This window comes from Peptoniphilus rhinitidis 1-13 (assembly GCF_000246925.1).
Lineage (GTDB): Bacteria > Bacillota > Clostridia > Tissierellales > Peptoniphilaceae > Peptoniphilus_A > Peptoniphilus_A lacydonensis.
Map to the genome: position 1 here is coordinate 19760 of NZ_BAEW01000002.1, position 16328 is coordinate 36087.

At 30.6% G+C, this 16328-nt stretch carries 12 protein-coding genes; 3 read left to right on the forward strand and 9 right to left on the reverse strand.

Annotation, left to right across the window (positions count from 1 at the left end; all coding sequences use genetic code 11):
* Nucleotides 1-5: 5 nt before the first annotated feature.
* The 9 genes from RH95_RS01545 to glmU form a co-directional block, all read right to left on the reverse strand.
* Nucleotides 6-959 carry an ATP-dependent 6-phosphofructokinase gene (locus tag RH95_RS01545; protein ID WP_010242574.1) on the reverse strand — a complete coding sequence of 318 codons (954 nt, stop codon included), beginning with the start codon at nt 957-959 and terminating at the stop codon, nt 6-8.
* A gap of 14 nt (nt 960-973) precedes the next feature.
* Entirely contained in the window at nt 974-4402 is a 3429-nt protein-coding gene (locus RH95_RS01550) for a DNA polymerase III subunit alpha (RefSeq protein ID WP_010242576.1), read from the reverse strand.
* Between the two features lie 172 nt (nt 4403-4574).
* On the reverse strand, nt 4575-4841 hold the full coding sequence (locus RH95_RS01555; RefSeq protein ID WP_010242578.1) for an HPr family phosphocarrier protein: 267 nt from the start codon (nt 4839-4841) through the stop codon (nt 4575-4577).
* Nucleotide 4842: 1 nt separating this feature from the next.
* Nucleotides 4843-5778: a DNA-binding protein WhiA gene (gene whiA, locus RH95_RS01560; RefSeq protein WP_010242580.1), complete on the reverse strand. Its 936-nt coding sequence runs from the start codon at nt 5776-5778 to the stop codon at nt 4843-4845.
* Nucleotides 5779-5986: 208 nt separating this feature from the next.
* Entirely contained in the window at nt 5987-7069 is a 1083-nt protein-coding gene (locus RH95_RS01565; protein WP_010242582.1) for a peptidylprolyl isomerase, read from the reverse strand.
* A 49-nt stretch (nt 7070-7118) separates the two neighbouring features.
* On the reverse strand, nt 7119-10598 hold the full coding sequence (mfd, locus tag RH95_RS01570; protein WP_010242583.1) for a transcription-repair coupling factor: 3480 nt from the start codon (nt 10596-10598) through the stop codon (nt 7119-7121).
* Nucleotides 10599-10606: 8 nt separating this feature from the next.
* Entirely contained in the window at nt 10607-11176 is a 570-nt protein-coding gene (pth, locus tag RH95_RS01575) for an aminoacyl-tRNA hydrolase (protein WP_010242584.1), read from the reverse strand.
* A gap of 9 nt (nt 11177-11185) precedes the next feature.
* Nucleotides 11186-12136, reverse strand: coding sequence for a ribose-phosphate diphosphokinase (locus tag RH95_RS01580; RefSeq protein WP_010242585.1), 951 nt, complete (start codon nt 12134-12136; stop codon nt 11186-11188).
* Between the two features lie 9 nt (nt 12137-12145).
* On the reverse strand, nt 12146-13525 hold the full coding sequence (gene glmU / locus RH95_RS01585) for a bifunctional UDP-N-acetylglucosamine diphosphorylase/glucosamine-1-phosphate N-acetyltransferase GlmU (protein ID WP_010242586.1): 1380 nt from the start codon (nt 13523-13525) through the stop codon (nt 12146-12148).
* Nucleotides 13526-14007: 482 nt separating this feature from the next.
* Between glmU and cysK the strand changes: the two genes are divergently transcribed.
* The 3 genes from cysK to RH95_RS01600 are packed head-to-tail and all read left to right on the forward strand — an operon-like array spanning nt 14008 to nt 16292.
* Nucleotides 14008-14898 carry a cysteine synthase A gene (cysK, locus tag RH95_RS01590; RefSeq protein ID WP_010242587.1) on the forward strand — a complete coding sequence of 297 codons (891 nt, stop codon included), beginning with the start codon at nt 14008-14010 and terminating at the stop codon, nt 14896-14898.
* Complete coding sequence (gene epsC, locus RH95_RS01595) at nt 14891-15442, forward strand: serine O-acetyltransferase EpsC (protein ID WP_010242588.1); 552 nt, start codon at nt 14891-14893, stop codon at nt 15440-15442. The genes cysK and epsC overlap by 8 nt, the downstream gene beginning before the upstream one ends.
* A gap of 19 nt (nt 15443-15461) precedes the next feature.
* The gene (locus RH95_RS01600; RefSeq protein WP_010242590.1) at nt 15462-16292 is read left to right on the forward strand and encodes a deoxyribonuclease IV; all 831 of its coding nucleotides are present in this window, start codon (nt 15462-15464) and stop codon (nt 16290-16292) included.
* The last annotated feature ends 36 nt before the right edge of the window (nt 16293-16328 follow it).

Sequence of the window (16328 nt, forward strand, 5' to 3'; positions counted from 1 at the left end):
ACACCTCATATAGAAACTGTCTTTAGTATATCTAATAGATCGTGTCTAAAAACTTTCTTACATTTAAAAATTTCATCATACTCCATTTTTATTACAGATCCATTTTTTACACCAAGGGCAACAGAATTTTCTTTTTTTGCTTCCTTAACTGCAAAATAGCCAAGTTCTGACGATAAAATTCTATCAAAAACACTTGGTGCTCCACCTCTTTGAATATAACCCAAAACAGTTACTTTTGTGTCAATATCTGTCAACTTTTCAAACTTTTCTGCAAAATCAAAGGCATTACCACATCCCTCTGCCATAATTATTATGTGATGTCTTTTACCTCTGTTTTTGCACATAATTGCCTTTTCTGCAATTTCATTTATATTTGTTTCTATTTCTGGTATAAGGATTGACTCTGCACCCGAAGAAACACCAGAATAAAGTGCAATATCTCCACACTCACGGCCCATAACTTCAACTACATTTGCACGACCATGAGCTTCAGTGGTATCTCTAATATGACTTACTGCCTCTGTAACAGTTTCAACAGCAGTCATAAATCCAATAGTAAAATCTGTATATGCAAGGTCATTGTCTATAGAACATGGAATTCCAATTACATTAATACCATGATCACAAAGTTTTTTTGCACCTCTAAGAGTTCCATCACCACCTAAAACAATTAAGACATCAATTTCAAAAACTTCAAGCGAAGTTAATGCCTTCTTAAATCCTTCTTCTGTCATAAATCTTTCTGACCTAGAAGTTGATAGAATTGTCCCCCCTCTTTGAATTATATCTGCAACAGAAGAAAGATTTAATTTTTCAAATTTTCCATCAATTAGTCCTTCGTAGCCACCATTTATTCCAAAAACTTCTATTCCTTCATATATACAAGTCCTAACTACTGCACGTATTGCACCATTCATCCCTGGAGCATCTCCACCACTTGTTAAAATTGCAATTCTCATAAGCACCTACTCTTTTACTTTAAGATTATTTTCTCTTTATCATTATCCGTAAATAATATTAATTCATCCCTAAGTTCTTCAAATAACTTTTCATCTATCCACAAATTATTCTCCGTTCCAAAAGCTTTTTTACTTTCTTCTTCATAAAATATTACTGGAGTATTTCCACTATAATCTTTTAAAATATTTCTTATTTCTCTCAAATTTTTATCTCTCATCGAATTTACTGAAATATATAATTTTTTATTTGTTGGCATTTTAATCTTAGAAACTTTATCTACCAAAATTTTTGGCTCCTCAATTTCTGATTCCTGAAAATGTCCCTCAACAAAAACTACATTTTCATCTTCAATTAGTTCTCTATACTTTGAAAATACATTTGGAAAAATTACAAGTTCAATTGTCCCAAAAAGATCTTCTAATTGTGCAAAGGCCATCATTTTATTTGTCTTTGTAATCATGGTCTTTTTCGCTTTTAAAATTCCGCCAACTTTTACCTTGCTATTATTCAACATATTTTCTCTATACTTTTCAAAAATTTCATTTGTATCTGTATCTGCACTTTTTTCAATTAATTCTCTATATGGATCAAGTGGATGCCCAGAAATATATATTCCTACAACTTCTTTTTCCATATCAAGCTTGTCTTTTTGTGAAAAGTCCTTTAAACTTGGCAAATCTTCTTGAACATCTGAGCTTTCAAAAAGAGAAAATTGTCCAACAACATTATTTTTTGCAGTATTTGATGAAGATGAAATTACTTTTTCATAAATTGCAAGATACTGTGCTCTATTTCCGTTAAAATCATCCATTGCTCCACATCTTATAAGAGATTCAACTGCTCTTTTATTTAAGGCAGACTTATCTATCGCATTAATTCTATCTACAAAATCTTTTAAAGATTTAAACTTTCCATTATCTCTAGCTTTTACAATTACGTCTATTAAATTATTTCCAACATTTTTAACTGCTTTTAACCCAAATCTAATTTTGCCATCTTCAACAGTAAAATTTTTAAAAGAATAATTTATATTTGGCGGAAGAATTTCTATACCAAGTCTTTTTATCTCCTCAATATAAAGACTTACTTGTTTTATATCATTTGTATAGGTAGAAGTTTGTGCAGCCATGAATTCTCTAGGATAATAATATTTTAACCAAGCTGTCCTATAAGCTACAACAGAATAAGCAACAGAGTGAGATTTATTAAATGCATAATCTGCAAAATCTATAATCAAATCATAGATTTCATTAGCAGTTTTTTCATCTACTCCATTTGCAATAGCTCCAGAAACTTCTTCTTCTACATTTCCATAAATAAAATTTTTTCTCTCCTCTTCCATTACCTTCATTTTTTTCTTGGAAATGGCACGCCTAACAATATCTGCTCTTCCAAGTGAGTAACCACCAATTTGTTGCACAATTTGCATTACCTGCTCTTGATAAACTATACAACCATAAGTGGATTTGAGTATAGGTTCAAGCTTTGGATGGAGATAAGAAATTTTACTTTTGTCGTGCTTCGACCCAACAAATTTTGGAATTTGCTTCATTGGCCCTGGTCTAAAAAGTGCATTGGCAGCTACAAGATCAGAAAATTCATCAGGCTTTAATTCTTTTAAAAAGGCTCTCATTCCACTTGATTCAAATTGAAAAACCCCAAGAGTATCTGCTCTTGCAAACATCTTTAAAACATCGGGATCATTGTAGTCAAATTTCTCAAAAGAAATCTTCTTACCATAATTTTCCTCTATTAAATTTATGGCATCTCTTATAACTGTTAATGTCCTAAGACCCAAAAAATCCATTTTTAGAAGTCCCAACTCTTCCAGTTCGATCATATTAAACTGCGTTGCAATTATTTTATCATTTCTAGTTAATGGAACATATTCTGTCAGCTCATCTTTAGAAATAACAACGCCAGCTGCGTGAGTTGAAGTATGTCTTGGAAGACCCTCGAGTTTTATAGCCATATCAATCAATTCTTTTGAATCATCTTCTTTTTCGTAAATGCTTTTAAAACTTTCAGATATTTCAAGAGCCTTTTCTATTGTCATATTAAGTGCCTGAGGAATTTGTTTTGCAATATAATCAACTTTTGCATAACTCATGTCGAGAGCTCTGCCAACATCTCTTATGGCATTTCTTGCTGCCATAGTTCCAAAAGTAGCAATTTGTGCAACATGAGAATCTCCATATTTTCTGTTTACATACTCAATTACTTCTTCTCGTCTTTCGTAGCAAAAATCTATATCAATATCTGGCATTGAAACTCTCTCTGGATTTAAAAATCTTTCGAAAAGTAAATCAAATTTTAAAGGATCAACATCAGTTATCCCAAGGCAAAAAGAAATCACACTACCAGCAGCTGATCCTCTTCCAGGCCCAACTTGAATTTCATGTTTTCTAGCATATCTTATAAAATCCCATACAATTAAAAAATAATCTACGTAACCCATATCTCTAATTGTATTAAATTCAAATTCAAATCTGTTTTTTATTTCATCTGTAACATTTTCATAGCGATTATACATCCCTTCAACAGCAAGTTTTTTTAAATACTCTTCGTGGGTGTACTCACTTGGAACAGAAAAATCTGGCAAGTGAAGATCATGAAATTTTATATCCACATTGCATCTATTTGCAATTTCAACTGTATTTTCAAGTGCATCTTTATTTTCTGGAAAAAGTGCAGCCATTTCATCGGGAGATTTTAAATAAAACTCATCTGAAGGAAATTTCATTCTATTTTCATCATTTACAGTTTTCCCCGTTTGAATACAAAGTAGCACATCGTGACTTTTCGCATCATCCTTATTTAAATAGTGAACATCATTTGATACAGTAAGAGGTATTTCTAGTTCTTTTGACAAATTTATAAGTTCTCTATTTACCCTAGCTTGCTCTGGCATCCCATGATCTTGAAGTTCTAAGAAAAAATTATTTTCCCCAAAAATTCCTCTATATTCTAAGGCCGATTTTTTTGCAGCCTCAATATCTCTATTTAAAATTAATTTTTGCACTTCGCCACCTAAACAAGCAGAAGTTGCAATTATCCCCTTAGAATATTTTTTTAACACTTCCTTATCTATGCGAGGCTTGTAATAATATCCATCCACAAATCCAATGGATACAATTTTCATAATATTTTTAAAACCCTCATTATTTTCTGCAAGAAGAATTAAATGATATCTTTCGTTTGACTTATCTTTTATTGAAAGATCCTTTTTTGAAATATAAACTTCGCAGCCCAAAATTGGTTTTATTCCCTCATCTTTGCAAGCTTTATAAAAAGCAATAGCACCATACATATTCCCATGATCAGTTAACGCTACTGCATCCATATTAAGTTCCTTAACTTTTTTTGGAAGAAGAGATATTCTCGTAGAACCATCCAAAAGAGAATATTCACTGTGCAAATGTAGATGCACAAAATTATTCATAAAATCATCCTTTAATTTATAACTTTAATTAAAACTTTTTAAATAAAAATTATTTACTTATAACTTATATAGTACATTTTATCAAAGCTATCAAACAAATAAAAGAACATGAAAAAAGAGTTCTGGATAAAACCCAAAACTCTTTAAAAACTATTTATTAAATAAAAAATCATTAAATATTTACAAAATCTTTTTCTACTAAATTAGCAAGTTTATCAACTGCTTCTTCTTCATCTGCACCATCAGCTTCAATTATTATCTTTTCACCGTTAAATGCACCTAGTGACATTATGCCTATAATACTTTTTCCATTTACTTTTTCCCCATGAGCTTCTAAATTTACATCACTTGCAAATTTATTTGCCTCCCTCACAAAAAGAGCCGCTGCCCTCGCATGGAGTCCATCGTTATTGTTAAGTACAACTTCTTTATTTGTCATTTTATACACCCCTCAACTCATTTGCTATCTTTCTAAGTTTTTTAAATCTATAATTAACAGTGGATTTTGATATCTTGGGCTCAAGTGAATTTGCAATATCATTTAAACTCATGGACCTGTTGTGAAGTCTTAAAGTTGCAATATCTCTTAAATCTTCATCTAAACTTTCTATCCCGATCTCTCTATCTATTAATTTAATGTCCTCAACTTGATTGTAACTTGATTTAACTATCTTATTTAAATTTGCAGTTTCACAATTTACAATTCTATTTACATTATTTCTCATTTCTTTTATAACTCTAATATTTTCATATTTTAAAACAGAGTTATAAGCACCTATCAGAGATAAAAAATCAGAAATTTGTTCCGAATCCTTGATATAAATTATGTATTTTTCTTTTCTCCTAATAATCTTTGAGGAGAATCCAAATTCATTAATTGTATCTCTTAAAAAATATGCGTTGGATTCGTTTTCAGAAACAAATTCTAAGTGATAAGACTTTTCTGGATTTGTAACAGAGCCTGAACCTAAAAAGGCACCACGTATATAAGCCTTCTTCTGTCTATTATTTTTTATGAGATCAGCAGGCGAATAATTTATCATAAATACGCTTGCACCCTTTATATATTTTAACTCATCTAGTAGCAACCTGCAAGACTCATCTTGTGATATATATATAATAAATAAATTCTTTTTAAGTTGAGCAGACCTTACATTTTTTACTTCAACATTAAATCCAAAGGATCTTCTCAAGAATGTAAAAATTCTCCTGGCAACTGGAGCATTTTCAGTTATATATTCCATAGAAATTTTTTTATTTTTAAAATTCAAAACTGCACACATAGGCGTGATTCCTGCAAGTTCTGAGAGAATAATTTCGTAATCATCTACTTTTATCTTTGCAACCTCATCTTTAACTTGAGAAGAAAAGCTCATAATATCACCTCTACTGCAAAACCATTTTATTTTATTATATCAGATTTATTGATAAATACTTTAATTTTATAATTATTTTAAAAATAATATTTTATGTACACTAAAAATAAAAAGACCTAAGAGATGGCTTACTAAAATTTTAGTTCCCAAGGGTTGTATCATCTCTCAAGTCTTCTTAATTATAAGATAAACAATTTAAATATTCAAATTATTTTGTTTTTTTATTATCTTTTGTATTTTCTTTTGTTGAATTTTTATTTGCATCTTTGTTTGTATTTTCTTTAGCTTCAGATGTTTGTTCTTGTCCTTCTTTTTCAATCTTTCCAAAGTTCTTATATTCTTCAGGAATTTCTACATCTTTTTTAGTGTCTACATATTTTTTAATCTTTGCATCTTTTTTTACTTTATCAATATAATCTTTGAATTTTTCTTGTTGAAGATTGGCTTTTACTTCATCTTTAACTTCATCAAATTCACGAGCTTTCTTTTCATCAAGTTTTATAATGTGATATCCAAATTGAGTGTTAATCGGTTCAGAAATCTCTCCTTCTTTCATCTTTGCAATTTGTTCATCAAAAGCTTCCACCATTTGACCATTTGTAAATTCGCCAAGTGATCCACCATTTTTTGCGCTACTTGTGTCCTTTGAATTTTCTTTAGCTACTTTTGCAAAATCTTCACCCTTTAAAATTTTTTTTCTAAGGACATTTGCTTCTTTTAAATCATTAACCAAAATATGAGAAGCTTTTGCTTTAAAGAAAGAATCTTTGTTGTCTTCATAATATTTTTTTACTTCTTCATCAGTCGGTTCTAATTCTTTTAGTTTTGCGTCAGTATATTTCCCAACTAACATCTGATTTTTCATATTTTCTGTTACATAGTCCCTTGGAAGACCATTTTGTTTTAAGAAACTATCAAATTGTTCTTTGCCTCCAAGTTGTTTTTCTATATCAGATATTTTTTTATTTACTTCATCATCTGTAACTGTAATATTTGACTTTTCTGCATCTTGTTTTATAGCTTCAGTTGTCGTCAAATCTTCAAGTGCTTGTTCTCTCAAAAGCTCATCAGTAGATTTCTTTTGCTTGTCATTTTCATTTTTAAGAATATCTTCACCATACATTGAAGTAAGTTGATTTACTCTTGCTGCATAAGATTTATAAAAATCTTCCATTGGAATATCTGTCCCATTAACTTCTGCAGCTACTCCTTCTTTTTTACCACTACAAGCAATAAGTGACCCAGCTAGAGCAACAGCCACTACTACTTTTCCAAATTTTTTAAAACCCATTTTTCTCTCCTTTATTATATTTATTTTTCGTCAATATTTTTATTATACACTAATTTCTAGATGTTTTTGTGTCTTTTTTGTGTAAATACAAAATACTTACAAGTTTTTTAAGTTCATCTAAAGGATATTTTAATTCTGAAATTACAATTTCATTTTCATCACTCATAGAATAAGAAATATTTTCAAATTCATTATTTAACTCCATAATTGTTTCAATTGCAACTTCACCTTCAACTTTTATTCTATACTCGCTATCTTTTTGAGAAATTGAACTTACCCTTGCTATCTGTGCTTTATTTTTTAGAAGTGCAATATCCATCAAATTAGAAACTTCTTCAGGAAAATCAGAAAATCTATCAATTAATTCATCAACTAAATCTGAATAATCTTCTTCAGAATCAATTACAGAAATCTTTTTATAAATTTCAAGCCTAGTTTTGTCATCTTCAATATATTCTTTTGGAATAAAAGAGTCAAGTTTCAAATCAATTGTAGTTTCAATTTTATCTTCAACTTCAATTCCCTTCAATTTCATGACAGCGTCTTTTAAATATTTCATATAAAGATCATAACCAATCTTTTCTATATGCCCTGATTGTCTTGATCCTAAAATTGACCCAGATCCTCTTATCTCCAAATCTCTTTCTGCAATTTTGTGACCAGATCCAAACTCGGTAAATTCTTTTATTGCTTCAAGTCTTTTTTGTGCAACTTCAGAAATAGAAGTAGATCTGTCGTAGGTAAAATAAGCGTAAGCAATCCTTGACGATCTTCCTATTCTTCCACGAAGCTGATAAAGTTGTGAAAGTCCAAGTCTATTTGAATCAGTTATAATCATTGTATTTGCATTGGGAACATCCATACCAGTTTCAATAATTGTAGAACAAACTAATACATCAATATTTCCTTCTATAAAATCAATCATAGTATCTTCCAAAACTTTTTCACTCATTTGACCATTTGCCATAGAAAAGGTTGCTTCAGGCACTAACTTTTTTAACTCTGCTAATTTATTTTCCATATTTGAAACTTTATTATATAGAAAATATACTTGACCATCTCTTTCAATTTCTTTTAAAATTGCCTCACGAACCATTAAATTATTATATTCCAACACATAAGTTTCAACTGGAAATCTCTCTTCTGGTGGCTCATCAATCACAGACATATCTCTTATTCCAATCATAGACATTTGCAAAGTTCTAGGAATTGGTGTCGCCGTCAAAGTCAAAGTGTCTACATTTTCTTTTAACATCCTAAGTTTTTCCTTGTGACGAACACCAAACCTTTGCTCTTCATCTATTATAAGTAAACCTAAATCTTTAAAGTGAACATCCTTTGATAGAAGCCTATGAGTTCCAACAATCATATCTATATTTCCATCTTTAAGTCCTTCAAGATCATTTTTTTGATCTTTTTTACTTCTGAACCTCGATAGAAGACCTATGCCTACTGGAAAATTTTTAAATCTCTCTTTCATGGTATTATAATGTTGTTGTGCCAAAATTGTTGTTGGAACTAAAAAAGCAACTTGCTTTCCATCAAGAATTGCCTTAAAAGCTGCACGAAGGGCAACTTCTGTTTTTCCATATCCAACATCGGCACATAAAAGTCTATCCATAGGCACATTTTTTTCCATATCTTCTTTTATTTCTTCCGATGAAACTAACTGCCCATTTGTTTCCTCATAGATAAAGGCATCTTCAAATTCTCTTTGATACTGATTATCTTCGCTAAAAGCATATCCCTTGGTGTTTTCTCTTGTAGCATAAAGTTTTATAAGTTCTTCTGCCATATCGTCAATAGATTTTTTGGCACGAGCTTTTTTCTTTTTCCAATCCAAAGAATTTAATTTATTTACCTTTGGCTCGCTCTTTCCCTCTTGTACATATTTATAAATTGAGTCTAATGATTCAATTGGAAGAAATAACTTGTCCTCTCCTCCATATTCTATTACTATATAGTCCTTTTGTATTCCCGAAACAGAAAGTCTAGTTGTGCCCACATATTTTCCAACACCATGTGCTTCATGCACAACATAATCTCCAATTTTTAAATCTTCAAAATTAAGTTCTTTTTTCTTCGATTTTTTCTTTTTCTTTCTATTTGAAAAAGAACCGTAAATTTCTGAATAATTTATAAATACAACTTTTGAATCAGAAAATTCAATTCCATTATTTAGGGATCCTGTGGTTACAATTAAATTTGAAAACTTTTTTAAATTCGCATTCTCTCTTGCATATTCTGGAGAATATCCCAACTCCACTAAGTGTTCAAAAAGCCTTTTTGCTCTTTTTTCTGTTGCACCAAGTAAAATCACCTTAAAATTATTATTGCCATAATAATTTAAATCTTCTTTAAATAATTTTATCTTGGACATATAATTTGTGACACTTTTTATTTTCATATTCACTATGTCCTGAGGGCTGAACATCTTTGGTGGCTTTAAAAGAGAATTAAAGGTTACAATTTTATTTTCATTTAATCTTTCTACAATGTATTTATAATCATAAAAAGTTTTTTCATGAGATTTTGTAACTTCTCCATATTCTATTAACATAGAAATTTTTTCTCCATTTTGGACAAAAAGTTCATCTTCCCTTTCAATTATTCTACTTGGCTCATCAATTAAAAAAATAAAATTATCAAGATAATCTAAAAAAGATGACAAATCACTTTCTTCAACATAGGGAATAATCAAATCCTTATTTAAAATACTTTTATCATTTTCAAGTCTATCCACATATTTTAAAAACTTTTCTGTCAGTCTATCCTTTTCCTTACCAGCTAATCTTGTCTTTGAAATATCCTTTTTTACTTTTTTTGAAATTTTGTTTTTGTCATCACTTTTTAAAATTAAATCTTCTATCGGAAAAATATTTATCTCATCATACTTTTCAATTGATCTTTGTGTTTCAATATCAAAACTTCTTATTGAATCCACCTCATCGTCAAAGAGTTCAATTCTATAATTTTCATCATAAGTTGCAATATCAATAATTGACCCTCTAATAGAAAATTGTCCCACGCCTTCAACACCTGGAAACCTCTCGTACCCCATCTCCATCAATTTTAATTTTAAATCCTCTATTGAAATTACAGACCCTAATTTAATATTTATTTTGTAACTTGCAAAAACTTCTGGATTTGATACTTTCGCAGTAAGAGCATTTAGAGTTGTAACAACAATTTTGGCATTTCCAGTGGAAACTTCTGCCATTGCTTCAAGCCTTTTTTTAGTGTTTTCCTTTGACTTTGAATCTCTGTCATAAAGGAAGACGTCTTTCTCTGGATATATTACACATTCTTCATTGAAAATACTTAGTATATCTTCATAAGTTTTTCTTGCAGTGACCCTATTTTGTGAAATCACACAAACTTTTTTCCCCTGAGATAAAAAAGCTGGTGCAAAAAGAGAAATCACTGCCTCATCAGATCCAAATACAGCAGTGTTTTTAAAATTTTTTATTGAATTTTCAAGTTCTTTAAAAGATTTTAAGTTCTTTACGCTATTTATTAAAAAACTCAATTTGCACCTCAATAAATATTATTATTATAAAAATTCATCGCAACATCAATTCCATCTGTAACAGTTTTTATTATTGATTCAGAACAAGCATCTACTGCATCTTCAATATGTTTTTTATCCCTAGATGGAAAATTAGACAACACAAAACTTGCCAAATCTTCATTTGGATGTTTTTTACCAACACCAATTTTAAATCTGGCAAAATCTTTACTTCCTATTAAATTTACAATTGATTTTAGACCATTGTGTGTTCCAGCAGAACCATTCTTTTTTATTTTAAGCTGTGCAAATTCAATGTCTATATCGTCAACTACTACTAATAAATTTTCTGGTTTTAATTTATAAAAATTTAAAATTTCAACTACGGACTCACCTGAATTATTCATAAAAGTGTGAGGCTTTAAGAGAATAACTTTTTCTCCAGCTATTCTCCCTTCTCCTACAAGCCCCTTAAATTTTATCTTATTAACTTTTATATTTAATTTATCGGCAAGTGCATCAATAGTTTTAAAACCAATATTGTGTCTTGTGTCCTCGTATCTCTTACCAGGATTTCCTAGACCTACTATTATATACACTCTCTCACCTTATTCAAACATTTCGCTAACTGATGTTGATGTGTTGATTCTTCTAATTGCTGATGCAAAAATTGGTGCAACAGATACAACATCTATTTTATCTATATTTTTTTCTTCTGGAAGTTCTATTGTATCAGTTATTACAAACTTTTCTAGAGATGAATTTTTAATTCTTTCTATGGCAGGGCCAGACAACACTCCATGAGTTGCTGCACCATAAACATATTTTGCACCCTTAGCCTTTAGTGCATCAGCTGCCTGAGTAATAGTACCTGCTGTGTCTGCAATATCATCTACTAAAATTACAGATTTTCCATCAACATCACCAATAATATTCATAACTTCAGATACATTTGCCTTCGGTCTTCTCTTTTCAATAATCGCAATTGGAAGATTTAATTCATTTGCAAACTTCCTTGTTCTTGTAACTCCGCCAAGATCAGGTGAAACTACTACAAAATCATCTTCTTTTACAATATCTTTAAAATATCTTGCAAGATAAGGAACTGCAGTCAAGTGGTCCACAGGAATATCAAAATATCCTTGAATTTGACCTGCGTGAAGATCCATTGCAACAACTCTATCTGCTCCAGCCTTGGTCAAAAGATCTGCAACAAGTTTTGAAGTAATAGGTTCTCTCGCCTTAGTTTTTCTATCTTGTCTTGCATAACCATAATAAGGAATAACTGCATTAATTCTGCCAGCAGATGCTCTTTTAAGTGCATCAATTAAAATTAAAAGTTCCATTAAATTATCATTTACTGGTGAAGAAGTTGATTGAATTATAAAAGCATCCTTACCTCTTACAGAAATTCCTATGTCAATAGAAATTTCTCCATCTGAAAATGTAGAAACAGTACACTTTCCCTTGTCAATTCCTAAGTTTTCACATATCTTATCTACAAGACTAGTATTAGAATTTCCTGTAAATACTACAATATCTCCATTAACTGTACTCATTATGTCCTCCTATTTTAAAAATCCTTTACGTTTTACCCAACCATCTATATTTTTTTGAGGTGCCCTCTCAAGAGAAAGCTGTCCCTTTAAAACATCTTTAGTAATTGTAGAGCCTGCTGCAACATAACCATTGTCTTGTACTTCTACTGGGGCAACTAAATTTGCATTTGAACCAATAAATGCATTGTCGCCAACTTTTGATCTAAATTTTTCTTTGCCATTATAATTTACAAAAACAACACCGCATCCGATATTAACGCCACTTCCCACATCAGCATCACCAACATAAGCAAGATGACTCATTTTAGATTTATCTCCAATATTAGAATTTTTAATCTCTACAAAATTTCCAACTTTACAATTTTTGCCCACATTAGAATTTGGTCTAAGATGTGCATAAGGTCCAACTGTTGTACCAGAACCTACCTTTGAATCTTCGATTTCAGAAGACTTTATAGTTACATCTTCTTCTATTGTCGAATTAATTATAGTTGAAGAATAAATACTTGTACCTTCTTTAATTACAGAATTTTTGTCAATGCAAGTGCCAGGATAAATCATAACATCTTTTTCAATCTCTGCGCCCAATTCAATATATGTGGATTTTGGATCTACAATGCCAACTCCCTTTAACATATATTCTTTATTTATTTTTTCTTGTAGAATTTCTGCTGCAATGGAAAGTTCGTATCTAGAATTTACACCTAGTATTTCTCTTGTATCTCTAAGCTTAAAAGAATCAACTTTTTCTCCATTTTCTACTAAAATACCAAGAGCATCAGTAATATACATTTCATTTGCAGCATTGTCTGTTTTAATTTGCGAAAGTGCGTACTTAAGAGATTTTCCCTTAAAAGCAAAAATTCCAGAATTAATTTCTCTTATTAATTTTTGTTTTTCACTTGCATCTTTCTCTTCTACAATTGCAACTACCTTTGCATTTCCATCTCTTACAATTCTTCCATAATTTGTTGGATCTTTTAAATCAGCCGAAAGAACTGTTACATCATTATTTCTCTCTTCGTGAAATTTCAAAAAACAAGAAATAGTTGAGTCCGAGATAATAGGAGTATCTCCATTTAAAATTATAACCGTATCTTCATCGTTTATTTTATTAATAGCATTCAGTACAGCAAATCCAGTTCCATAAGGCACATCCTTACCAATTGGTTGCTCAATAAATTCTACATTTTCTTCCTCTTCAAAGGCCCCCAGCACTTTTTCTTTATTGTGTCCCACTACTACAATATTTTTTTCTATCTGCGAATGTTTGCAAGAATTCAGGACATAAAAAAGCATAGGTCTTCCAAGAATTTCATGAAGTACCTTAGGTTTTTTGGACTTCATTCTCGTTCCTTCTCCTGCTGCCAGGATAACTGAAACTTTCATAAAACACCTCTTTTTATTTACTTATTACATTATAACTAACAAAGCACTTTATATTCAAGAAAATTTCACAAATTAATTTATTTTTAAACCCTTTGTAAAATTCCATTGTTTCCTTTGAAAATTTTGATTTGTAAAGAAACTTTAAAATTAATTTTTTATTTATTTTTAGTTAATATAATGTTTTTCATCTTCATTAACTAAAATTATCTTTAAATAAAATATAATTTCAAATACTATCTATGAAAAATTTTTCATATGACTTGACAAAACAAAAATTTAATAGTATAGTCGAGTCATATTGAATGAGGTGTATTGAAATGAAAATCTTTAAAAATTTCACAACTCAAGCATTCTGTTGTTGTTCTATAAAAAATTTTATAGAACTTATTTGAATGCGAATCAATATTTAGAATTTTTTAAGGCAAAAGAATTTAGAGAGTATATGATTGCATATACTCTCTTTTTTATTTAGGAGGAAAAAAATGACAAAATTATTAGAAACAATTGGAAAATCAAAACTTGTACAACTTAAAAATATTGGAAATGGAAAAGTTTTTGTAAAGGTTGAAAAATCAAATCCAGCAGGTTCAGTTAAAGATAGAGCCGCACTTTATATGATTAAAGGTGCAATTGAAGATGGCTCTCTTAAAGAAGGAATGGAAATTGTGGAACCTACAAGTGGAAACACTGGTATTGCAATAGCCATGATTGGTCGTGCTTTTGGATACAAAGTAAATATTATAATGCCTTCTTCAATGTCTGTTGAAAGAAGAAATTTAATTGAATCCTTTGGTGCAAATTTAATTTTGACAGGAGAAGGTGGAATGCAAACTGCAGTCGATAAAGCAAAAGAACTTGTAGCAACAGGCAATTATTTTATGCCAAATCAGTTTGAAAATAAGTATAACGCAGTAGCTCACGAAGAAACTACTGGTCCAGAAATTTATAAAGAGTTAAAAGATATCTCTGGATTCATTGCTGGAATTGGAACTGGAGGAACTGTAACTGGTGTTGGAAGATATTTGAAGTCACAAAATAAAGATATAAAAATTTGGGGTCTTGAACCAGAAGAATCTCCACTTCTTACAAAGGGCGAAGCTGGTCCTCACAAAATTCAAGGACTTGGTGCAAACTTTATTCCAAAAGTTTTAGACAAAAAAATTCTTGATAAAACTATTACAGTTCCATCAGAAAAAGCTATAAAAATGGCAAAAAGACTTTCAAGAGAAGAAGGACTTTCAGTGGGAATTTCTAGTGGTGCAAATGTTTTGGGTGCGTTAAAAATGCAAAAAGAAATTGGTGGAAATATAGTAACAGTCGCACCTGATACTGCAGAAAGGTATATGTCAACAGACTTATTTAAGAATGAATAATCTTTTTAAAGAATTACATTCCTATGGAAAATTTATTTTAAAAAAAGATCCTGCCTGTAAAAGTTTATTTGAAGCAATCTTTATGTACCCTATTGTTTCTTGCATGATAAGTCATAGAATTGCACATCACTTTTATAAAAAAGGCCACACAACTTTTGCCAGATGGATTTCGCAAAGGGCTAGAAAAAAAACTGGAATAGAATTACACCCTGGTGCAAAAATTGGAAAAAATCTTTTTATAGATCATGGAATGTCTGTGGTAATTGGAGAAACGGCAGAAATTGGAAATAATTGCCATATGTATCACAACATAACTCTAGGAGGGACTGGCAACGAAAAAGAAATGAAAAGACATCCAACAGTTGGAGATAATGTTATAATTGGTACAGGAGCAACTATACTTGGACCAGTTGTGATTGGCGATGGTGCAAAGATAGGAGCAGGTGCTCTCGTTTTGGAAAATATTCCACCAAATTCAACTGCTGTTGGAGTTCCTGCAAAAGTCGTGAAGTTTCACGATCCAAAAGAAAACAAATTTCACTAAATTTTATTCAGGAGGTAATATGTTTATAATTGGTTCACATCTTTCCACATCAAAGGGCTATGCCAATATGGGCAAAACTGCACTTTCAATTTCTGCCAACACATTTCAATTTTTTACTCGAAATCCACGAGGATCAAAAATGAAAAAATTAGACGAAAGTGATATAAATAAATTAATGGAAATAGCAGAGAAAAATAATTTTGGTCCACTTCTTGCCCATGCACCCTACACGCTAAATCCTTGTTCAAAAACAGAAAGTGTAAGAGAATTTGCAAATATTGTTTTGGCAGAAGATTTAGAAAGGCTAAAATATTTTAAAAACACTTACTACAATCTTCATCCAGGTTCACATACAGGGCTTGGAATAGAAAAGGCAATTGAAATAATTTCTGCACAACTTAACTTTGTCCTTCACGAAGATCAAAATACCATAGTTTTACTCGAAACCATGTCAGGCAAAGGCACAGAAGTTGGCTCCACCTTTGAAGAAATTTCAAAAATAATAGAAGGTGTAAACTTAAAAGAAAAGGTTGGCGTATGCATGGACACTTGCCATATTCACGAAGCAGGCTATGATATAGTAAATGACTTGGATGGAGTTTTAAAAGAATTTGATGAGGTTATAGGACTAGATAAACTCTACGCAATTCATTTAAATGACAGCAAAAATAAAATTGGTGCAAAAAAAGATCGCCACGAAAAAATTGGCGAAGGTAAAATTGGTCTTGACACAATAGAAAAAATTATAAATCACGAAAAATTAAGAAATCTTCCCTTTTATTTAGAAACACCAAATGAACTTGAAGGGCACAAAAGGGAAATAGAACTTTTAAAAAATCTTAGGAAATAAATTTTTGATTATTAAAGCTGCATTAATTTGCAGCTT

Excerpts from the sequence above, each read along its gene's own strand:
- epsC (WP_010242588.1), top strand. The coding sequence starts at position 14,891 with ATGAATAATCTTTTTAAAGAATTACATTCCTATGGAAAATTTATTTTA.
- RH95_RS01565 (WP_010242582.1), bottom strand. The coding sequence starts at position 7,069 with ATGGGTTTTAAAAAATTTGGAAAAGTAGTAGTGGCTGTTGCTCTAGCT.
- RH95_RS01555 (WP_010242578.1), bottom strand. The coding sequence starts at position 4,841 with ATGACAAATAAAGAAGTTGTACTTAACAATAACGATGGACTCCATGCG.
- RH95_RS01545 (WP_010242574.1), bottom strand. The coding sequence starts at position 959 with ATGAGAATTGCAATTTTAACAAGTGGTGGAGATGCTCCAGGGATGAAT.
- RH95_RS01600 (WP_010242590.1), top strand. The coding sequence starts at position 15,462 with ATGTTTATAATTGGTTCACATCTTTCCACATCAAAGGGCTATGCCAAT.
- whiA (WP_010242580.1), bottom strand. The coding sequence starts at position 5,778 with ATGAGCTTTTCTTCTCAAGTTAAAGATGAGGTTGCAAAGATAAAAGTA.
- cysK (WP_010242587.1), top strand. The coding sequence starts at position 14,008 with ATGACAAAATTATTAGAAACAATTGGAAAATCAAAACTTGTACAACTT.
- RH95_RS01580 (WP_010242585.1), bottom strand. The coding sequence starts at position 12,136 with ATGAGTACAGTTAATGGAGATATTGTAGTATTTACAGGAAATTCTAAT.
- glmU (WP_010242586.1), bottom strand. The coding sequence starts at position 13,525 with ATGAAAGTTTCAGTTATCCTGGCAGCAGGAGAAGGAACGAGAATGAAG.
- RH95_RS01550 (WP_010242576.1), bottom strand. The coding sequence starts at position 4,402 with ATGAATAATTTTGTGCATCTACATTTGCACAGTGAATATTCTCTTTTG.